The following is an 18372-nucleotide window of genomic DNA, read 5'->3' on the forward strand; positions in this document are numbered from 1 at the left end:
TGCTCGACGGAGCCGATGAGGCCGTCGAACGTCCCGCGCGCTCCCGACGACCTCCACACCAGAGACGCGTAAGGCCGCCTCGCGGTCAATCAGCGTGCTGTGACCGCTTCCGGTCACAGCGCTAGTCGGCCGGTGCCAGCGGGCCCAAGGGCGCGGGGGCCGCTTTCGACGGCTCCCGTCCGAGGCGGCGGATCGCCGGTACGGCCAGCATCGCCGTGAGGAGCACGACGGCGGCCACCGCGGAGAACTCCAGCACGTGCGCCGCGCCGAACGCCTCCGCGGCCGGGCCCGACAGGGCTCGGCCAAGCGGGATGACCATGATGGAGCCTGCCACGTCATAGGCGGAGACGCGGCTGAGGACCGTGAGCGGGATGTGCGTCTGGATGCTCGTCGCCCACATCACGCCCCAGAACGCGAACCCGCAGCCTCCCAGGACGTGAGCCGCCGCGGTGGCGGTGAAGGACCAGCCGAGCGCGGGGGCCAGCGGGTTGAGGGCGAACATCAGCATGGCGAGCGCCCCGGCGACGACCGGTCGGCGCGGCCGGGCGCGCAGGCCGAGCAGACCGCCGACGATCGTGCCCGCGCCGTCCGCGGAGGCGATCCACCCGAATCCGTTGGCCCCGTGCTGCTCGGTGATGAGCGCGGCGCCCAGGGGCAGCGCGGGCCCGAAGACGAACAGTCCGAACACCGACCAGATGAGGATGACGGACCACAGCCAGTCACGGGAGCGGAACTCGCGCCAGCCGACCGCAAGCCGGTGCCAGATGGGCGCGGTCTCCTCGTCCTGGGCGGCGGCGAGGCGGCGCAGGGGAAGCAGGCCGACGGCGCTGAGCGCGTAGGCGCCGGCGATCACCGTGTACGAGCCCGCGACGTCCCAGTACGCGACGAGCAGGCCGGCCAGGCCGGGGCCGAGCAGCGCGCTCATCGCCTCCGAGACGCGCAGCAGGGCGTTGGCCCGCTGGATGTCCTCGGCGACCTGCGGCACGAGCGCGGCGAGACCCGGCTGGAAGAGCGCGGTCGCGGCTCCGCTGAGCGCCATGAGCGCCATGATCTGCCACAGCTTCGGGTCCCCCAGGGCCAGGAGCGCCGCCATGATCAGCATGGCGAACATCCGCAGCACGTCGGCGGCGACCATGGTGACCTGCGGGGAGAACCGGTCGGCCAGCACACCGCCGATGAGGACGAGCAGCACGACGGGCGCCATCCACGCCGCCAGCGCGTAGCCGACGCCCGAGGGGCCGAATCCGGTGGCGAGGACGGCGGTGGTCAGCGAGACCATCAGCATGCCGTCGGCCAGCAGGGAGGCGCTGCGGGCGGTGAAGAACAACCGGAAGGGGGCCGAGCGCCACGGGCTCGGTACGGTGTCGGGGGCGTGGTCGGTGGTCATGTCACATCGGCCGCTCGCGGCCGTTCCCTTCGACGAGGACGGGCAGTCGGCGCCAGGCCGCGGTGTCGGCGGTGTCGCGCGGGGCGTTCGCCACGAGGACGTAGTGGTGCGGCGCGAGGAGTTCGGACCGGGCGGCGACCTGGGCCATGACCGCGGTGTGCAGTGAGTGCGGGGTCGCGGCGGAGGCGTCGGGCGCGGCGACGAAGACCGTCAGACGCCGGTCCCGCCCGGTAGGTCCGGTACCGGCCGGGTCGTCCGGCTCGTCCGGTCCGGTGCCGGCCGGGTCGTCCGGCCGGGCCGGGCCGGGGCCGCCCGGGTCGGCCGCGTCCGGGTCGCCGGGGGTGCCCGGCCCGGCGCCGGACCGGGGGTCAGTGACCGCGACATGAGCGGGGAGGTGGCCCGCCGCCTCGCTTACCGCCTGTTCCACGGCCGTGCGCGAGACCCAGCAGCCGTCGATCCGGAACCAGTCGGCGTCGCGCGTCGCCGGGCGCACCCCGGTGACGGCGGTGAGCTCGGCGAGCGGCACGTCCGCGGCCGCGGCGGCCTCCAGCAAACGGACGAGGCCGACGAGGTAGCGCTCGGCCTCCTCGCGAGTGAAGAGCGCGGGGTCGGCCCACAGGGACAGGCGCAGCTCCGGCTCGAGTGCGTACACGAAGGTGAGCAGCCGGGTGGGCAGTTCCTGCTCCGGGCCCCAGGTCAGGGAGAGTTCGGCGGGCTCGGCCTCGGGGGACGCCGCCGTGCCGACGGAGGTGGCCGGCACGCTGCTCACGTCGTTGAACACGACGTCGCGGGCGAAGCGGCTGCCGCGTTCGCGCGTCACCGAGTCGATCATGTTCCAGAGCTGTACGGAGTCGAACCTGCTGTGCCGGTAGGCGTCCATGGCCGCGCCCCACGCCTTGCGCAGCACCGTGTCGAAGGTCGGGCCGCTGACGTCGAGGCTGAGCAGCGCGTCCTGGGAGAGGGTGTTGACGCTGCGGGCGAGACCGGAGCGGCCGCGGTTCGAGGTCGGTGCGGCGGTCACACACGTACTCTGTCCCGCCCGGTGTGCCGCCAGGGTGCTCCACGCGGCGAGCAGGACCGTCGCGGCGGGGCTGCCGGTACGTGCGGTGACGGCGCGCAGGGCGCGTCCGGCCCGCAGGGACCGCAGGGACAGTTGCGCGGTGGCGTGTTCCCCGGCGCGCAGCCGTGGTTCGGCGAACATGGCCTGCGGCGCGGTGCGCAGCACGCGTTCCCAGTACCGCAGGGAGGCCTCGCTCTTGCGGCGGCCGGCGGGCGAGGTCTCCTCGGCGGCGAGGTCGAGCGGGGTGAGGGCGGCCGGGGCGGTGAGCGTGGCGCCCGTGACCAGCGCGCGCCATTCGTCGTGCAAGATCGCGAGCGCGGTGCCGTCGGTGGCGGCGTGGCTGGCCGCGAGCGCCACGTGGGTGACGGATCCGTCGCGGGTGAGCAGGGTCGGTCGCAGGGGGAAGTCGCGGTCGAGGCGGAAGCGGCCGTGGCGCGCGTGACGGGCCACGGACTCGGCGTACCGGGCCGGTTCGTCGGGCCAGGCGTGGTGGGCGCGCTCGACGACGTCGAACGTGCCGGCGGCCGTGACCCGTTGCTCGTCGGGCAGGTCGCCGCCGCGGTGCGGGAACGTCGTGCGCAGCGCCTCATGGCGTTCGACCAGGACACGCAGTGCGTCCAGGGCGCGCTCGACGCTGGTGCCGTCGGGGGCCGACCACACGTCGTGGATATTGATCTGCACGGGGTCGTCACGCAGGATGCAGCGGATCATGTTCGTCTGTCCGACCGCGAGCGGGCCGCGCCGGGCGGTCCCGCCGCGGTAGGTCACGCGGTGCGTGTGCTCGGTCCAGGAGTTCCGCTCCGCCTCGGGCGGCGTCTCGGGTGCGTCCGTCGTCATCGTCCGCTCACCAGCTCCCTGGTGCGCGCGGCGCGGATCAACGCGGGCCATGCGTCGAGCAGGAGGGCGAAGTCCGCCATGTCGGTGCGGGCCTCGGCCCGGAGCCGGTCGCGGTGCGCCGCCAGCAGGTCGGCGGCCTCGGCCCAGCGTCCGCCGAGGCTCCGGTGGACGGCGTCGAGGGTGTCCAGCCGGTGGACGTCGCCAGGGCGGGAGTCGGCGGCGCTGCGTCGCACCGCGGCGGCGACTTCGCCGGTCCGCAACCGGCCGTCCTCGTCGAGCAGGCGCGTCCCGGGATCGCGCAGCGCGGTGTGGATCTCGTGGAGGCGGGGGACGGCCAGGAAGTACTTGGCGAGTCTGATCTGGTAGGCCAGGAACCCGCTGTCGGTGCGCCGGTCCGGGGTGTGGTGGTTGACGATGTGCCGGTTGTGCAACACGCCCGGCAGCGCCGCCGCGTGGACCAGGTTCAGCAGGAAGTAGTCGCTGCCGACGGTCTCCGTGGCCGGAGGCAGGGGGACTCTGCTGTACACCGCGCGGGACAGGGCGACGTTGCACATGTCGACGCGGGTGGCCGGGACCCGAGCGAGCGTGGTGCGATCCTCCGTGAAGGGTGTCGTTCCCCCGCCGCGGAAGGCCTCGGCGACGAGGGTGGCGCGCCACATCGCCGGGTGGTCGTCGGGCACGGTGAGCCCGATGAGCCGCTCGTACGCCGCCGGGTCGCGCCGGCGCACCGCGTCGAGGTCGACGGACATGTCACCGATGAAGGAGCCGCCGACCAGAGCCACCCGGCGGTCTCCGGCGGCGGGGTCGAACCGGCGCAGGGACACCCGCTCCGCGGCTTCGGACGCCGTGGCGTCGAGGAAGTCCAGCTCGTGCCGGATCGGGAAGACGGTCTCGCCGTCGTGCCGCTGGTAGCGGCTGTCGGAGTCCCGTCGGTGCACCGAGGCGCAGCCGAGGACCTCCGCGAGGAGGAAGGCACGGTCGGTGCAGGCGCCGTAGGAGACGCCGTCGGGCAGCAGCAGCTTCAGCAGACGGCCGGCGTCGGTGGGCGAGGCGGTGGCGGTGAGGTCCCGCAGCAGGACCCGCTGGGCCTCCTCGTCGAGGTGGTGCACGACCACCCCGGGTGCGGGGGGCAGGTGTGCGATCACCGCGCGGTGCTCGGCGCGCGCGGCCTCGTCGGCCGAGTCCAGGACGAGGACGTGGGCTTCGACGCCGAAGGCGCGCGCGCCGTAGGCGGCTTCCCGGGCCAGGCCGGCGATGGCGGGTGCGCAGGACCGGTTGGTGGGCAGGGTCAGGCAGATGCGGCGCACGCGCGCTCCTCGGCGTTCGCGGGTGCCGCTGGCTCGTGCCAGGAGGTGAGCCCGAGCAGACGGCTGCCGAGGGCGTCGAGCCGGGCCGTGGGATAGCGCTTGGACTCGTGCAGGACGGGGTCGCCGACGAGGGTGCGGTTCCAGCGCGGGGTGCGCAGGTGGCGCCAGGACTCGACCCGTGAGGTGCGCAGCCGGTCGTGTTCCTCCAGTGCGGGCATCATCGAGAGGTACTGCACCGCCCGCACGCCGTTGTCGGAGGTGTTGCGGGCCACGCCGTGGGCGAGCAGGCCGTTCCAGATGAGCAGGTCGCCGGGGTGCAGGTCGGGCCGGACGACGGGGAACTCGTCGTGGTCCACGTCCGGGCGCAGCGGGTCGCGGTCCGCGGGCCGCAGCGGGGCCCACCGGTCGAACCGGCGGAAGAGTTCGGGGCAGCACTGGAAGCCGCCGGTCTCGGGGCTCGTGTCGTTGAGGGCGATGATGCCCTGGACCCGCTGGGGCGGGACGCCGAGGGTGGTGTCGATGTCCCAGTGCAACTCGATGTCGAAGCCGCGGTCGGTGGGGTCGATCAGGGCGCGGTCGCGGTTGCCGCGGTTGGGCGGGTTGAGGTTCAGCCGGTCGAGGGTGACCCAGAGTTCCTCGCTGTCCCACACGTCGACGAAGGCGTCGTAGACCCGGCTGCTCTGGCGGCTGTCCCAGAGGAGCTGGTGGTGGTACGCCTCGACGAAGCCGTAGATGTGCAGTTGCCGGTCGAGCTGGGACCGCCAGGGGCGGTCCTCGAACCAGGTCTGCGGGCGGTCGGGGTCGAGGCCCTGGAACTCCCAGGTGAAGTCGAGCAGCCGGCGTGCGGAGGCGGCCGGGATCGCTTCGCGGACGATGACGTAGCCGTAGGTCTGCCAGTGGGCGAACTGCTCGGCGGTGAGCACCCGCAGCGGACGGGTCTTCTCCAGTTCCCGCAGGGTGGTCTGGGCGAGGTAGGACTCGCCGTCGGCGCTGAAGTAGGGCCGGTCGGTGGCGGCCCTGTGCAGACGGGGCCGGCGGGTGCGGGTGGGCGCGGTGGTGGTCATGCGAGTCCTTCGGCGATGTCCGGCAGTCGGATCGGCTGGGCACGCGTACGGCGCGGTCATGGCTGCGCCGTGCCCCGTCGTCGGCCGGGATCGCGGCGGGACACAGGGAGCGCTCGAACACTGGTCTAGACCGCAGGTTGCTGTCAAGTCCCCTCTTCGTGGGGGTCATTGAGCCCGCGGCCGGAGCAAACGGACCCGCGATCGACCTTCCGCCCTTTGGTCTAGACAACCTCCGTCGCGACGGCTTAGTGTCCACAACTCGACGCCCACGCAGCGTGCTTGGCGGCACCTCACCGTCGCGCCGCCCCCGCACGCCCGGGCTTCTCCGCACCCGCCCGATCCTCAGGAAGCGGTTTGCATGAACACCACCACCCGGCCGCTGCCGCGACTGCGCGGCCCCGGCGCCGGACTGCTCGCCTTCGACCCCGTGCACACGGCGCTCCTGCACGGCCTGGACACACTGCTGCGCGGCCTGGCCGAGCAGTTGGCGGCCCCCGAGTGCCTCGGCCCGCCCCTGCTGCCCGCGGACGGACTCGCCCGCCTGGACTACTTCCGCAACTTCCCGCACCTGGGCGTCCCCGCCGGGCGGTTCGCCCCGGAGGCCCTGGACGCACTGGCCGGCGGGGAGCCGCCGACCGACGTCCCGCTGCGGACGACCGGGCATGTACTGCCCTCGGCCACCTGCTACGGCCTGCTGCTGTCCCTGGAGGGGCAGGACATCGGTGACGACGGGATGCTGCTGTCCGCCACCGGACGCTGCTTTCGCAACGAGACCCACTACGACGGACTGCGCCGGCTGCACGGCTTCCACATGCGGGAGGTGGTGTACCTGGGCACGAAGGACGGCTGCGTCGAACACCTCGACCGGGGTGCGGAGTTCATCACGGCAGCGGCTCGGCGCCTCGGTCTCGAACTCACCCGGGCGGCGGCCGACGACCCGTTCTACGACCGGCAGGGTTCACGGGCCCGGCTCATGGCGCTCGACCCGGTCAAGCACGAGTACAGCATCTCCGACGGCACCGCCATCGCCTCCGTGAACCGGCACCGGAACTTCTTCGGCGAACGGCTGCGCATCAGCGCCGGCACGCACGGCAGTGCCTACAGCGCGTGCGTCGCCTTCGGCGTCGAACGCTGGGCCCACGCGATGATCCTCGCGCACGGCTCCGCCGAGGCCGCGCTCGTCGCGCTCCGCGACGTCCCGCCCGGCCCCCCGCAGTACCCGACCACCCGTACCGCAGAGTAAGGAACGCCCAGCGCCATGGAATCCGTCATCGCGTGGATCCACGAGAAGAACCCCGGACTCGACGGGGCCATCGCCCCCGACGAGGACCTGATCGAGGCAAGGTTGATCGACTCCATGGATTTCCTGGACTTCATCGACCTGCTCGAATCCATCAGCGGCGAGACCATCGACCTGCAGACGTCGACCATCGATGACTTCCGCACGCTCGCCCGCATCCAGGAACGGTTCCTGAGCGCCTCCGTGACCGCCCAGGCGTGAACACGGGGGAGGTGGCCGGCCCCGCAGCGGAACGGGTCGGCGGCCCCACGTTCGTGGTCGTCGCCCGCACCGCCGAGGTCCTGGCCGTCCCGGGCGCGGACGAGCGCACGCTCGCCGGCTGGGAGCGGCGCAGACTGGAACTGGTGCGGGTGCCGGCGCGGCGCGACGACGTCCTGGCGGCGCGCCTGCTGCTGCGGTGGTGCGTCGCCCGGTTCGCCGACGGACCGCCGCGTCGGCCCGCTCTGCGCCAACGCTGCCCCGACTGCGACCGCGACGGTCACGGCCGCCCCTTCCTGCCCGCGCATCCCGGACTGGGGGTCAGCATGAGCCACGCGGACGGACTGGTGGCGGCCGCCGTGGGGCACGGCCGGGTCGGCGTCGACGTAGAGCCCGGGGACCGCGTCCCGCCCCGCCCCGAACTGCTGCGCCGCCGCTTCCCCACGGCCGACCGCCCACCGGGCGACGCGACGGACGCCACCCGCCGGTCACCGGCCGTCGACGGGCTGACCGACACGGTGGAGACCGAGGCCCGCCTCGTCGACGGGCTGACCCGCTGGGTCGAGGAGGAGGCACGGTTCAAGGCGGGCGACGCGGCACTGCCCGTGCACTCCTGGTACGACGCCTTGCGCGGGGCGCGCGCCGCTGTGGCCTGTGCCGGGCCGTGGCGGCGGGCCGACCTCACCGATCTGGACCTCGTCCGGAACGGGTAACGGGTCCGCGGGTCCGCCGGGCTTCCGGGTGCGGACGTGCGGTCGGGGCCCGGCCGCGCCTGGTGGTCGGGCCCGCGCGCCCCTCGCCGTGAAGGTCACCGTGGCCGAGGCCTTCTTTCCTCCCGGTGCAGGCCGACGTAAGTGAATGCAGAAACATTCGGCAGACCGGTCCGCTTGCCCCATGTTCGACACCCTTCAGCGGCATCACGGCCTTCAGATCCACGGTGGCATCGTCATTTCGACCCGCCCGCGAGACGCGCAACGGAGCGTGACGCAGGCGCTGACCCCGTGCGTTCAAGCCGATTGTCGAGCGAAGGGATTTCAGCCAGACCACGTTGAAGTACGCTCTCCCGCCGCCCAGTTACGAGGGGCATGTGCCCCGCGGTGCTACATCACGCCACTGGTTCATCACTCAAAGTCACCCGAAACGCATCCGCCGCATGTGTGTTTCCGAAGCTGATTCAGCAGACTCGCCGCTGCCGAACCCGGCACTACGACCCAAGCGGAAGGATGCACACCATGCCGATCACCGCGCGCCTGGCCACTGCGATCACCCTCACGGCTACCGCCGTGCTCGGACCGTTGAGCGGCATTGCGCTCCCGGCCACGGCCCCGTCCACGACGTCCCTGTACGCACCGTCGGCCCTCGTCCTGACGGTGGCGCACGGCGACAGCGCCGCCAACGCGGCCCCCGAGCGCGCCGTCACGCTGACCTGCGCACCCAAGCCTTCGGGAAGTCACCCGGCCCCCGAGCTGGCCTGCTCGCAACTGCGCCTTGCTGACGGCGACTTCGACCGACTGCCGGCCGAGCAGGAAGTCGCCTGCACGCACAAGTACGATCCCGTCACCGTCACGGCCCAGGGCGTCTGGCGCGGCACCCGCGTCGCCTACGAGCGCACCTTCGCCAATGACTGCATCAAGAGGGCCGCGACAACCGTCGTCTTCGAAATCTGACGGGGCCACCGGCATGGGGCTACCGACAACACCTCTGACGGAGCCCTGACGGTCCTCGACCTCCCTGTGAAGGACCAAAGCCCCCAGGCCGGCGCGGCACATGCGGTGCCGCGCCGGTCGTCCTGACCGGGCGGCGGGCCGCCTGACGCACCGTTCCGCTCACCACGCACTACGAGGAGCGGTCGAGCGGAGCAAGATAAGAGCGCATCTGGGCCACGCGCCCATCGGCTGTCCTCCAGTCACCCGCCGCAGCGCCCACGTGACGCCATCCGGCACGCTCGTAAAGGCGGATGGCGCCCGTCGCCCCGACCTCGACCTGGAGGACGGCCCTGAGCCCATCGGTCGCCGCGACCTCGACCGCCTTGTCCAGCAACCTCGCGGCCACACCTTGCCTGCGGGCAGCCACAGTGACGAAGAATCGTGCCACGGACACCAGACGCTCCGAAGGCAGCCCGACGGCGTCAGCAAGTGCCTCTCCGGCGGGAGCAAGGACCAGATGACCCAGGACCGACGAGTCCCCCACGGCCACCCACGCCTCGCGCATGCCTGGGGGAGTGAGCCAACCCTCAGGATCGGCCGGCCAGTCCACCGGGTAACGGTCGGCCGCTTGGACCGTGGCGAGCGCCTGGAGGCAGCCCTTCATGTGGCCGTCGGTACGAGGGCGAAGCGTCGGTTCGGCCATGCCGGGATCCTGACACGGACACGGGAAGGCCCTTCGGGATCGCGCGGGTCCACTGGACGTCCCGGACTCGGGCGCGGGGTGCTCGTGTCTGCGCCCAGTCACTGCTCGGTGCGTAGGTAGGCGAACTTGTCGCAAGTGCCCGGGCTGACGCCGGTCCTATACCGGCCCTGGAGAGCGCGCGCCTTTCGGCAGTAACCATCACCTGGCTGATCTCGTTCGTGCGGGTATGACCTCACGCACGGCTTTGGTCGCCTTCGGTGTCAGCTCTACCGCCGCGGTGCTTGCCACCGGTCTGGCCGGTGCCCCGCAGGCGTCGGCCGGCGGTATCGGCGACTTTCTCAGCCCGGCATTCGGCACTTCCTGCGCAAATCTCGACAACGGGGCCCGCGCGCAGGGAAGTACCAGCCACGGCACCGGCTCCGCCGGAGGCAACCTTCTCGGCCTGCCGGTAGGCAGCGCGCTCAACCAGTGCGGCGGGGCCGACCTGCTGCCGGCCCCGGAAAAGCCCCTCGAAGACGTGACCACGCCCGTCATCGCTCAGCTCTACAGTTCGGGGAAGGCAGCGACCACCACCATGCCCGGCGAGATGTTGAGCGAAGAGCTGTAGCTGCCCCAGGGGTGCTCCGGCTCGGCGCAAGCCCGCAGCGGGATGGCCGCACCCCCAGCCGGGTCACGCACACCGCACGCAATAGCCGCGGCGACACCTGGCGGGCCTGCTCCTGCGGCTCCGTCGGCGGGCAGTCGTCACCGGATGGTGGACAGGGGAGGAGACGGATGCGCGTCACGCACCCATCACCGTATGAGCGTCAAGTCAGTGCACTGATGCCAGCCAGAGTGGGCCGGGTTCTTGAGCGCGCAGGTGTCGCCCGCCCGGTGCAGCGTGTTGCACCGGCCGGGCCACCGACAAGGACGACGTCAACCGCGCGAGGCTGTTCCGGCTCTGGCCCGCCGGTGAGGGTGCGCCAACGCCTCCTGAGCACTCCTTCGCCACGGACGGATCCGCGAAGCCATGCCATGCACTGGTAGCACGGCTGACAGTAGTCAGGGGAAAACCGCCCGCTGCCCTCAGCGCGCCGAGCGTGGCGCGGTGATCGGTTCGAGCAGGCGGTGCGGGGCGTTGATTGCAGTGGACACCGGATCCTGCGCCGTTTCCGACGGCTGGAATCCCGGCCCGGTCTCCAGCCGGATCTCCGGGACCGGGACGGCCGCACCGCACTCGTGGCAGCGCCCCTCGGTGTCGAGCAGGCCGTCATCCTCGTCGTGACGCAGGACGCGCTTCGGCCCGTCGGGGGAGTAGAAGGTCTCGCCCCACTGCATGAGGGAGTGCACGACCGGCCACAGAGCGATGCCCTTGGCGGTCAGCCGGTACTCCACGCCGCCTGCGTCGCCGTCGTCACGTGTGAGTACGCCCTCCTGCACGAGGGACTTCAGCCGCGAGGTGAGGACGGCACGCGGGATCTTGAGCTGCGTGGCGAAGTCCCCGAACCGACGCACCCCGTAGAACGCGTCCCGGACGATCAGAAGGGTCCAGCGCTCGCCGACCACCTCCAGTGTGCGCGCCACTGGGCAGTTCCGGTCCGCGTAGGTGTTGGGGAGCGTCATACCCCGATCCTAACAGAGGTAGTTCACTCACTGAACTGAAGCATGCTACGGTGATGACCTGGCCAGTTCAGTCAGTGAACTAGTGCGGCCTCGGGTAAGAGGAGAGCGGCCCCATGTATCAATTCCTGGTTTCCTTCACCGTCCAGCCGGAGCATCGCGAGGACTTCATCGAAGCGGCCCGACGAACCGCCCGCGAATCCCTCACGAACGAGCCCGGCTCGCATCGGTTCGAGGTCATCGTCGACGAGGACGACCTCAACGTCCTCTATCTGAACGAGGTCTACGCGGACACCGACGCCTTCCACGCACACGTCGACGGTCCCTACTTCGCCGCGTTCTTCGCGGAGGCCGGCGCCTACGCCGAAGGCCCGAGGTGGCTCATGAGGGGCCACCCCGTCGGCGCCGAGACCGCGGCCTGACGAATCCCGGGCCTGGCCGACCTCCGGCCGGGTCAGTTGCCACCCCCCCCCGCCACCCCCAGCAAACAAGGAGGTCCACCATGTCGTCCGTGCTCATCACCGGTGCGTCCCGAGGAATCGGCCGGGCCATCGCTGTCGAACTCGCCCGCCGCGGCCACCGGGTCATCGCCACCGCACGCCATCCGGAGGACCTCGCGGACCTCCCCGTCGACCAGCGGCTGCGGCTCGACGTCACGGATCAGGAGAGCGTCGACCAGGCCATGAAAGACGCCGGTGACATCGACGTCCTGATCAGCAACGCGGGCGACACCGTACGCGCGCCCCTGGAGAGCGTGCCGCTCGCGGAGGCCGACCGGCTCTTCCAGCTCAACACCCTGGGAGCGCTGCGGGTGGTCCAAGGCGTGCTCCCCGCGATGCGGGAGAGGGGAGCGGGTCGCCTCATCTTCATCTCCAGCGTCCAGGGGCGGTTGGTGCTGCCGATGATCGGCCTGTACGGCGCCAGCAAGTGGGCACTGGAGGCGCTCGCCGAGACACTCGCCATCGAGACACGTCACTTCGGCGTCAAGGTGAGTCTCGTCCAGCCCGGCGCGGTCTCCTCCGGCGGCGCCGAACGCGCCAGCGTGTTCCTGCGTGAAGGCGACCCGTACGCCCCGTTGCTCAACGCTCTCAGCGCCCTGCGCGGTGAGTCGATCACCCCAGAAGACGTCGCCCGCACAGTGGCCGACACCGTCGAGAACGCCGAACCCCCGCTGCGTATACCGGTCGGCGCACCGGCCGAGCGCCTGCTGGCGGCCCGTAAGCAAGCCCCAGAGGATGCCCCCTTCCTGGCAACCCAGATCGATTGGTAGCCCGTGCGGGCCCGCTGTCCCCGGCGGAACGCCCCTGCGGGACTCCTCCAGTACCGGGAGGTACCCACCTCGCGTGTACCTCTGGGCCATGCGCACGCCGGTGTGTGCCAGTCGCTCGCGCGCATGTCGCACAGGTAGGGAGCCGCGGCCGGTGGGGCCAACCTCCAGCAGTTGCTCCGGTCGCGCAGGCCGGCAGCCAGACCGCTGGCATGTTCCGGGCCATGGCGTTTCTCGTCCTTGATCCAGCGCCCCGTCCGTGCCAGGTCCCGCTCGGGGTCGGGGTCGGGGTCGGGGTCGGGGTCGGCGGCCATGGCCGCGGGGGCGTGGCCGCGGGTAAGGGCTTCTTCGGCTTCGATTTCCCGTTGATCCAAACGAGAGGTCATCGGCGGCATCCTTCGATCGAGTGACGCCCCCCAGCGATCGTCTTCACGCGTCGCCTGATTCGTTGATCATGCTGGGGTGACTCTTCGATCCCGAAGTGGCCGCCGTCGGATCCTGTACCCGACGGGCGCCGCCGCACTCTGTGTGCTGACCGCGCTGTCCGCGCTGCCGGCCGCCGCCCAGCCCGACGGGGCCCGGTCCGACAAGACCGGTCCCGCCGCCGTTGCCGCCGACCGGCCGCCCGCCACGGCCGCCGAGGCCCGCACAGCCGCCTATCTGGAATCCGCCCGCCACGACTCCGGCCGACTGCGGGACTTCTTCTGGAAGCTGCCCAAGGGTGGCGACCTGCACAACCACCTCTCCGGTGCCGTGAGCACCGAGTACCTCATCGAACTCGGCGCGCAGGACGGGTTGTGCATCGAGGAGGAGACGATGACCGCGGTGCAGCCGCCCTGCAAGGACGGCGCCCGCCCGGCCGCCGAGGCGCGCACCGACAAGGCGTTCCACCAGGAACTGGTGCGGGCCTGGTCCATGGAGGACTTCCCGCAGGACGAGTCCGGGCACGACCACTTCTTCGCCGCCTTCGGCAAGTTCGGCGAGGTGACCTGGCGCCACCCGGGCAAGCTCCTCGCAGAGGTCGCCGAACACGCGGCCCGGCAGAACCAGTCGTACCTGGAGACGATGGCGACCCCCGCCTCCGACGGCGCGAAGAAGCTCGCCGAGGAGGTCGGCTGGGACCCGGACCCGGCACGGATGCACCGCAAACTCCTGGCCGGGGGCAAGTTGGACAGGCTGGTGACCCAGGCCCGCAAGGAGGCCGACCGCACCAACGCCGAGTTCCGCACGGAGGCCCGCTGCAACACCGCGCACCCCCGCCGCGCCTGCCGGCTGCCTGTGCGGTGGATCTCACAGGTCTCCCGCGGCAGTTCTCCCGAACGCGTCTTCACCCAGATCGCGCTCGGCCTGAAGCTGGCCGGACGCGACCCCCGGTTCGTCGCCGTCAACCTCGTCCAGCCCGAGGACGGAGACAGCGCACTGCGCAACTACCGGCTCCAGATGCGGATGCTGAACTACCTGGGCACGCGGTACCCCAAGGCCCACATCACCCTGCACGCCGGGGAGCTGTGGCCCGGGCTGGTCAAGCCGGAGGATCTGTCCTTCCACATCGGCGAGGCGGTGAACGTGGCGAAGGCCGAACGCATCGGCCACGGCGTCGACCTCGCCCACGAGAACAACTGGCAGCAACTGGCCCGCACCATGGCCCGCCGGGAGACGGCCGTCGAGGTGCCGCTCACCAGCAACGCACAGATTCTCGGCGTGAAGGGTGACGACCACCCGTTCAGCACCTACCGGACCTACGGCGTGCCAGTCGTCCTGTCCACCGACGACCCGGGTATCTCCCGCACCGACATCAGCCACGAATACCAGTACGCGTCCACCACCTACCGGCTGCGCTACCCCGAATTGAAGGACCTGGCGCGGGCCTCACTCGAATACGCCTTCCTGCCCGGCCGCAGCCTGTGGCGCGGCAACCCGACGCGCGACGGCTATCGACCCGTCTCGGCCTGCGCGACAGCGCGCCCAGGTAGCGGCGAGCCCGGCGGCTCCTGCGGCCGCCTCCTGGCCGACAGCCCGAAGGCAGCCGCCCAGTGGCGCCTGGAGTCCGCCTACACCACCTTCGAACGCACGCACGCGCGCATGAGCTGACCCCGACCTGATCAGCGTCAGCGCCGAGGCGAGCTTCACCTACGGCGGTGCCACCGGCAAGGTGACGTCCACCGTCACCTCCGGCCTGCGGACCAAGACCTCCACCTCCACCTCCACCTCCACGACCAAGGGCATCACCCAGGAAATGGAACGCGAAGCCAAGCTGAAGGGCGGCCGCGCCACCATCGCCCTGTGGGTTCCGCAGGGACACCTACGAACTCCTGCGCTCCAACGTCGACTTCCTGGGCAGCTGCACCACCCTCGATCCCGACCTCACCAAAGTCGACAGTCACCAGTGAGCCGGCCGCACCCTGTGTCAACGTCGTGTCCGGTTCCCGGCGCGGCCGCGCAGCCAGCCACACAGCAAGAAACCTCACCGCGGACCGCTCGCTGGCCGCGGTCACCGCGACGAGCAACCGGTCCAAGGCCGACCAGCACCCGGCCCAGTGACTGCCCCGCACGTCGATGCCCGTTCCCTGTACGCCGCGGACTGGACGGCGACGAATCTGCGCTGGCAGCTGACCGCGGATCGGGCCGAGAAGGCCGCCCTGGACCAGCTGGCCCAGGGCGGCGGACAGCAGGAACGGGCTGTCGTCGGGCGCCGTGTGATGGACTCGAAGTGCCCCACCGCCGGGTGGGCATTGGAAGCGGAATCCTGCCTGGACGGCCTCCGCGATGACACCGGCAGATCGTCTGTCGACGGACGGGAGATCCGGTTCACCAATTCGACCAAGTACGACGCCCAGAGCCACGCTCATACAGGTCGGACAAATAGCGGTCTCAGCCAGATCAAGCTCAAGGGTGATGCCTGGAATACGAGCAATGACCTGGACTGGAAGGACAAGAACAAGAACGATGGTGCGCTGGCCACGTGGACTCGCCATGGTGATATCGGCACGACCGACACCATCGAGATGAACGACTACTACCTCCACCAGGGAAGCCCCGGAACGTGGGACACACCCTTCTACCGTCGAGCCGCAGCCGCTCATGAGCTGGGCCACGCACTCGGCTTGTGCCACAAGAGCGCCGCCTATGGGGCGTCGGTCATGGTGAAGAGCGCTGGCGATATTCCGTCTATCAAGCCGACCTCACGTGACCGCGGCGACTACCACAAGCTCTGGGGATGGTCAGCGTGAACAAGGAGGTACGCGTCGTCGCTCTTCCGGTCTCCGCCATAGCTGTCGTTGGAGCAGCAACTCTCACCGTGGTCCAGACGGTGGGCGATGACTCCAATGGTTCGTCGGAGCAAGAGAACCTTGTGGCCACGGACATGTCCCGGGATGAATACATCTCGTACGCCTCCAGCGACATCTTCTACGGCCAAGTGGTCAAGAAGGTCGGCGAGAACACCGGCGATCAATCCGGCGAGCTGGAACAGCAGTGGGAGGTGTCCGTCCAGAAGGCGTTCAAGGGCGCGGCCTCGGGAACGGTCGTCGTCAACACCGTGACATACAAGCGCGCCGACGGGACGACGTGGCCCGGTGAAGTGGTCGACACCGGGCGAGGTGGGGGCCGTCTACCGTGGCGTGCCATGACGGTTCTCATTGTCGGAGGCAGCGGGTTCCTGGGCACCGAGGTGGTCCGCCAGGCATCTGCCGCCGGGCATCGAATCGCCGCGACCTTCGCGACCAGGCCGTGCGCCGCCGCGGAGGCCACGTGGCACGAGATGGATCTGCGGGACGGCGACCGTGTCGAAGAGATCGTTTCCTCGCTCGCCCCTTGCGCAGTCATCAACGCGAGTAGTGGAAGCGCCAACTGGGCCGTCTCAGCCGAAGGATCCGTTCGCCTGGCGATGATCGCGGCGAAGTACGACTGCCGCCTCGTCCACGTCAGCAGCGACGCCGTATTCTCCGGCAGCCGGGACCACTACGACGAGTCCTGTCTCCCTGACCCCGTCACGCCGTACGGCGCGGCGAAGGCGGCGGCGGAGACCGGCATCCGACTTCTGGCTCCGGATGCCGTCGTCGCCCGGACCTCTCTGATCATCGGTGATGTCCGGTCCGAGCACGTACGCCTCGTGCACGAACTCGTAGCAGGCTCCCGGGCCGGAGTGCTGTTCACCGACGATGTCCGCTGCCCCGTGCATGTCGAGGACCTCGCCGCCGCCCTGCTGGAGCTGGCCTTCACCGATGCGTCCGGAGTTCACCACCTTGCCGGTACGGATGCCGTGAATCGCCACGCTCTGGGTGTACTGATCGCTCAGCGAGATGGACTCGATGCTTCCCGACTGCCGAGGGGCATCCGCGCCGACACCCCGCTTCTCGGCGCGCTCAACGTCCGCCTCGACAGCCGGGCCACCCAAGCGAAGTTGCGTACGAGACTGCGCGGCGTTCACGAGTTCCTCTTAACACCTTTCGCCTGCCCTTCCGAGGGGAGCAGCAGTGATCCACTGGAAGGAGAGGGTGAGCAGTCACCCCGGTAGTGCCGACCGATCATCCCGAGACCCGGTGGTCAGGGCGAGGGGCTGCCCGGGGTAGATATGGTGTGAAGTTTTCTCGGTATGACGCGTGTGGGTTTCCACCGCATCTGTGCCCGGCCTGCTCCGCATCCTTGGCCGTGCTGCACGCCGTTGGCCGCTCTCACCTGACCGGGCCCGGGGGACAGCAGGGGAGGGACTTCCGCGACCTGGCCGGGTGAAGCGGCCCCTGTCGTCCAACAGCGCCCCGCGACCGGCTCACCACGCCCGGCAGACGAGTTCCGCCCGGAACCGGCCGCGGCCAGCGGAAGGGCCCCGGTCATGGACGTTGACCGCTCGACCAAGGCCGTCTGCCGGCGATCGGACTGTTCGCGGCGCGGTGGACGCCGGGGCCCGGAGGTGACACGTGGCGGCGGTCCGGTCTGCACGGCTGGTGTGCCTGCGCGGGCCGGGACGTCGCCCGTGTCGCGCTCGCGGCGGGCTCTGGCTGCCGCTCCGCTCCGCCGCGGCTTCGCACGCACCCCGGCCCGGGCCCGCTCGCCGTGACGCCGACACACGTGTTGCGGCCCTCCGCGCGGGCACCCCCTGGTCTTGCCCGGGTAGCTGCTCACCCTCGTCGTGCACCACGCGGCGTGCCGCGATGACGGCCGTGACAGGTCAGCTGTGGGTGTCCCTCACATCGCTGACGGTGTTGTCCATGGCGGTCCGTTGTCTGACCTCGTCCAGCACAGAACGCAGCTCTCGGCCCCAGTCGCCGACCCCGGCCCCGCGGGTGCACGATGGAGACGGCGGAGCAGGTGCAGGCACGGGCCAGCGACTCCAGCCCTTCGGACGAGGCGAGTCGGAAGGAGGTGCGACGCCATGTCCCGGTACATGGACGTCCACCACGGGATGGCGGGGATCACCGCGGAGCAGCTGAAGCAGGCGCATCAAGCGGATCTCGCCATCGAGAAGGAAGAGGGCGTGCACTTCGAAAAGGCCTGGGCGGACCCCGATTCGGGCACAATCTACTGCCTCTCGGAGGCACCGTCGGCCGAAGCGGTCCAGCGCATCCATGAACGCGCCGGCCACCGCGCCGACGAGGTCCACGAGGTGCCGCTGACGGCGTGAGCCCCAGGGCCGGGCGACCTACATGGGCCCCTCCTTCGGTACTCGATTCAGCGAGACCGCGGTACGCGGAACCGACATGGTGCTCACCAGCGCATGCCGAATTGTTATCACCGTTGTGGCAGTCGGTATCGGCATCCTCGGCTGGTGGGTGCGCGCGACTACTCTGGGTGATTCGCGGCGCAAGTCCCGCAATAGGTGATCCGGAACGCCAGCCAGCGCCGAGCCCGGGGGCACCTTGAACTCCGTGACCCGCAGTGGCAAGGCGTACTACTACCTCGCTGACTCCATCGGCTCCGTCAGCCCTGAGAATCAAGATAGCCGCATTGGGCGGACCACAACTATGTGGCTCCGACCAAACTCTCTCGCTCTCTGCCGGTGTGGTCC

18 protein-coding genes are annotated in these 18372 nt (G+C 70.7%); 12 read left to right on the top strand and 6 right to left on the bottom strand.

Features of this window, described 5'->3' with window-relative positions; all coding sequences use genetic code 11:
• Positions 1-121: 121 nt before the first annotated feature.
• From ACIBW6_RS32830 to ACIBW6_RS32845, 4 genes are read right to left on the bottom strand one after another with little or no spacing between them, the layout of a single operon-like run.
• The gene (locus tag ACIBW6_RS32830; RefSeq protein WP_399066167.1) at positions 122-1387 is read right to left on the bottom strand and encodes an MFS transporter; all 1266 of its coding nucleotides are present in this window, start codon (positions 1385-1387) and stop codon (positions 122-124) included.
• A 1-nt stretch (position 1388) separates the two neighbouring features.
• Positions 1389-3284: a condensation domain-containing protein gene (locus tag ACIBW6_RS32835; protein WP_399066169.1), complete on the bottom strand. Its 1896-nt coding sequence runs from the start codon at positions 3282-3284 to the stop codon at positions 1389-1391.
• Positions 3281-4591 (bottom strand): DUF6271 family protein, encoded by a 1311-nt coding sequence (locus ACIBW6_RS32840; protein WP_399066171.1) that lies wholly within the window; start codon positions 4589-4591, stop codon positions 3281-3283. Before ACIBW6_RS32840 ends, ACIBW6_RS32835 begins: the two co-directional genes overlap by 4 nt.
• Positions 4573-5655 carry a phytanoyl-CoA dioxygenase family protein gene (locus ACIBW6_RS32845; protein ID WP_399066173.1) on the bottom strand — a complete coding sequence of 361 codons (1083 nt, stop codon included), beginning with the start codon at positions 5653-5655 and terminating at the stop codon, positions 4573-4575. Before ACIBW6_RS32845 ends, ACIBW6_RS32840 begins: the two co-directional genes overlap by 19 nt.
• Positions 5656-6013: 358 nt before the next feature.
• Here ACIBW6_RS32845 and ACIBW6_RS32850 point away from each other — a divergent pair, with 358 nt between their 5' ends.
• From ACIBW6_RS32850 to ACIBW6_RS32865, 4 genes are all read left to right on the top strand, one after another.
• Complete coding sequence (locus ACIBW6_RS32850; RefSeq protein ID WP_399066175.1) at positions 6014-6898, top strand: hypothetical protein; 885 nt, start codon at positions 6014-6016, stop codon at positions 6896-6898.
• A 15-nt stretch (positions 6899-6913) separates the two neighbouring features.
• Positions 6914-7156 (top strand): acyl carrier protein, encoded by a 243-nt coding sequence (locus ACIBW6_RS32855; protein WP_399066178.1) that lies wholly within the window; start codon positions 6914-6916, stop codon positions 7154-7156.
• On the top strand, positions 7153-7866 hold the full coding sequence (locus ACIBW6_RS32860; RefSeq protein ID WP_399066181.1) for a 4'-phosphopantetheinyl transferase family protein: 714 nt from the start codon (positions 7153-7155) through the stop codon (positions 7864-7866). Before ACIBW6_RS32855 ends, ACIBW6_RS32860 begins: the two co-directional genes overlap by 4 nt.
• 519 nt (positions 7867-8385) lie before the next feature.
• Positions 8386-8820, top strand: a complete 435-nt coding sequence (locus ACIBW6_RS32865) for a subtilase-type protease inhibitor (RefSeq protein WP_399066183.1) — start codon at positions 8386-8388, stop codon at positions 8818-8820.
• A 169-nt stretch (positions 8821-8989) separates the two neighbouring features.
• On the opposite strand, the gene ACIBW6_RS32870 is transcribed toward ACIBW6_RS32865, so the two are convergent.
• Positions 8990-9502 (bottom strand): GNAT family N-acetyltransferase, encoded by a 513-nt coding sequence (locus ACIBW6_RS32870; RefSeq protein WP_399066185.1) that lies wholly within the window; start codon positions 9500-9502, stop codon positions 8990-8992.
• 226 nt (positions 9503-9728) lie between these two features.
• Between ACIBW6_RS32870 and ACIBW6_RS32875 the strand changes: the two genes are divergently transcribed.
• On the top strand, positions 9729-10109 hold the full coding sequence (locus ACIBW6_RS32875; protein ID WP_399066187.1) for a hypothetical protein: 381 nt from the start codon (positions 9729-9731) through the stop codon (positions 10107-10109).
• Between the two features lie 458 nt (positions 10110-10567).
• Here ACIBW6_RS32875 and ACIBW6_RS32880 read toward each other — a convergent pair whose 3' ends face one another.
• On the bottom strand, positions 10568-11104 hold the full coding sequence (locus ACIBW6_RS32880; protein ID WP_399066189.1) for a winged helix-turn-helix transcriptional regulator: 537 nt from the start codon (positions 11102-11104) through the stop codon (positions 10568-10570).
• Between the two features lie 113 nt (positions 11105-11217).
• Between ACIBW6_RS32880 and ACIBW6_RS32885 the strand changes: the two genes are divergently transcribed.
• From ACIBW6_RS32885 to ACIBW6_RS32915, 7 genes are all read left to right on the top strand, one after another.
• Positions 11218-11523, top strand: coding sequence for a putative quinol monooxygenase (locus ACIBW6_RS32885; RefSeq protein WP_399066190.1), 306 nt, complete (start codon positions 11218-11220; stop codon positions 11521-11523).
• 80 nt (positions 11524-11603) lie between these two features.
• Positions 11604-12371, top strand: a complete 768-nt coding sequence (locus ACIBW6_RS32890) for an SDR family oxidoreductase (protein WP_399066193.1) — start codon at positions 11604-11606, stop codon at positions 12369-12371.
• A gap of 459 nt (positions 12372-12830) precedes the next feature.
• Positions 12831-14459: an adenosine deaminase gene (locus ACIBW6_RS32895; protein WP_399066195.1), complete on the top strand. Its 1629-nt coding sequence runs from the start codon at positions 12831-12833 to the stop codon at positions 14457-14459.
• Between the two features lie 324 nt (positions 14460-14783).
• Positions 14784-14909, top strand: a complete 126-nt coding sequence (locus tag ACIBW6_RS32900; protein WP_399066197.1) for a hypothetical protein — start codon at positions 14784-14786, stop codon at positions 14907-14909.
• Positions 14906-15598, top strand: coding sequence for a hypothetical protein (locus ACIBW6_RS32905; RefSeq protein ID WP_399066199.1), 693 nt, complete (start codon positions 14906-14908; stop codon positions 15596-15598). The genes ACIBW6_RS32900 and ACIBW6_RS32905 overlap by 4 nt, the downstream gene beginning before the upstream one ends.
• Positions 15599-15993: 395 nt before the next feature.
• A complete protein-coding gene (locus ACIBW6_RS32910) occupies positions 15994-16884 on the top strand; it encodes an SDR family oxidoreductase (RefSeq protein WP_399066227.1) in 891 nt (296 codons plus the stop codon).
• An 855-nt stretch (positions 16885-17739) separates the two neighbouring features.
• On the top strand, positions 17740-17988 hold the full coding sequence (locus ACIBW6_RS32915; protein ID WP_399066201.1) for an SCO4226 family nickel-binding protein: 249 nt from the start codon (positions 17740-17742) through the stop codon (positions 17986-17988).
• Positions 17989-18372: the final 384 nt, after the last annotated feature.

The organism is Streptomyces sp. NPDC049813 (genome assembly GCF_044465085.1).
Lineage (GTDB): Bacteria > Actinomycetota > Actinomycetes > Streptomycetales > Streptomycetaceae > Streptomyces.

What these genes read in the sequence shown, in the direction of transcription:
- ACIBW6_RS32830 (WP_399066167.1), bottom strand. Translation starts at nt 1,387, where the DNA reads ATGACCACCGACCACGCCCCCGACACCGTACCGAGCCCGTGGCGCTCG.
- ACIBW6_RS32835 (WP_399066169.1), bottom strand. Translation starts at nt 3,284, where the DNA reads ATGACGACGGACGCACCCGAGACGCCGCCCGAGGCGGAGCGGAACTCC.
- ACIBW6_RS32845 (WP_399066173.1), bottom strand. Translation starts at nt 5,655, where the DNA reads ATGACCACCACCGCGCCCACCCGCACCCGCCGGCCCCGTCTGCACAGG.
- ACIBW6_RS32850 (WP_399066175.1), top strand. Translation starts at nt 6,014, where the DNA reads ATGAACACCACCACCCGGCCGCTGCCGCGACTGCGCGGCCCCGGCGCC.
- ACIBW6_RS32855 (WP_399066178.1), top strand. Translation starts at nt 6,914, where the DNA reads ATGGAATCCGTCATCGCGTGGATCCACGAGAAGAACCCCGGACTCGAC.
- ACIBW6_RS32865 (WP_399066183.1), top strand. Translation starts at nt 8,386, where the DNA reads ATGCCGATCACCGCGCGCCTGGCCACTGCGATCACCCTCACGGCTACC.
- ACIBW6_RS32870 (WP_399066185.1), bottom strand. Translation starts at nt 9,502, where the DNA reads ATGGCCGAACCGACGCTTCGCCCTCGTACCGACGGCCACATGAAGGGC.
- ACIBW6_RS32875 (WP_399066187.1), top strand. Translation starts at nt 9,729, where the DNA reads ATGACCTCACGCACGGCTTTGGTCGCCTTCGGTGTCAGCTCTACCGCC.
- ACIBW6_RS32880 (WP_399066189.1), bottom strand. Translation starts at nt 11,104, where the DNA reads ATGACGCTCCCCAACACCTACGCGGACCGGAACTGCCCAGTGGCGCGC.
- ACIBW6_RS32885 (WP_399066190.1), top strand. Translation starts at nt 11,218, where the DNA reads ATGTATCAATTCCTGGTTTCCTTCACCGTCCAGCCGGAGCATCGCGAG.
- ACIBW6_RS32890 (WP_399066193.1), top strand. Translation starts at nt 11,604, where the DNA reads ATGTCGTCCGTGCTCATCACCGGTGCGTCCCGAGGAATCGGCCGGGCC.
- ACIBW6_RS32910 (WP_399066227.1), top strand. Translation starts at nt 15,994, where the DNA reads ATGACGGTTCTCATTGTCGGAGGCAGCGGGTTCCTGGGCACCGAGGTG.
- ACIBW6_RS32915 (WP_399066201.1), top strand. Translation starts at nt 17,740, where the DNA reads ATGTCCCGGTACATGGACGTCCACCACGGGATGGCGGGGATCACCGCG.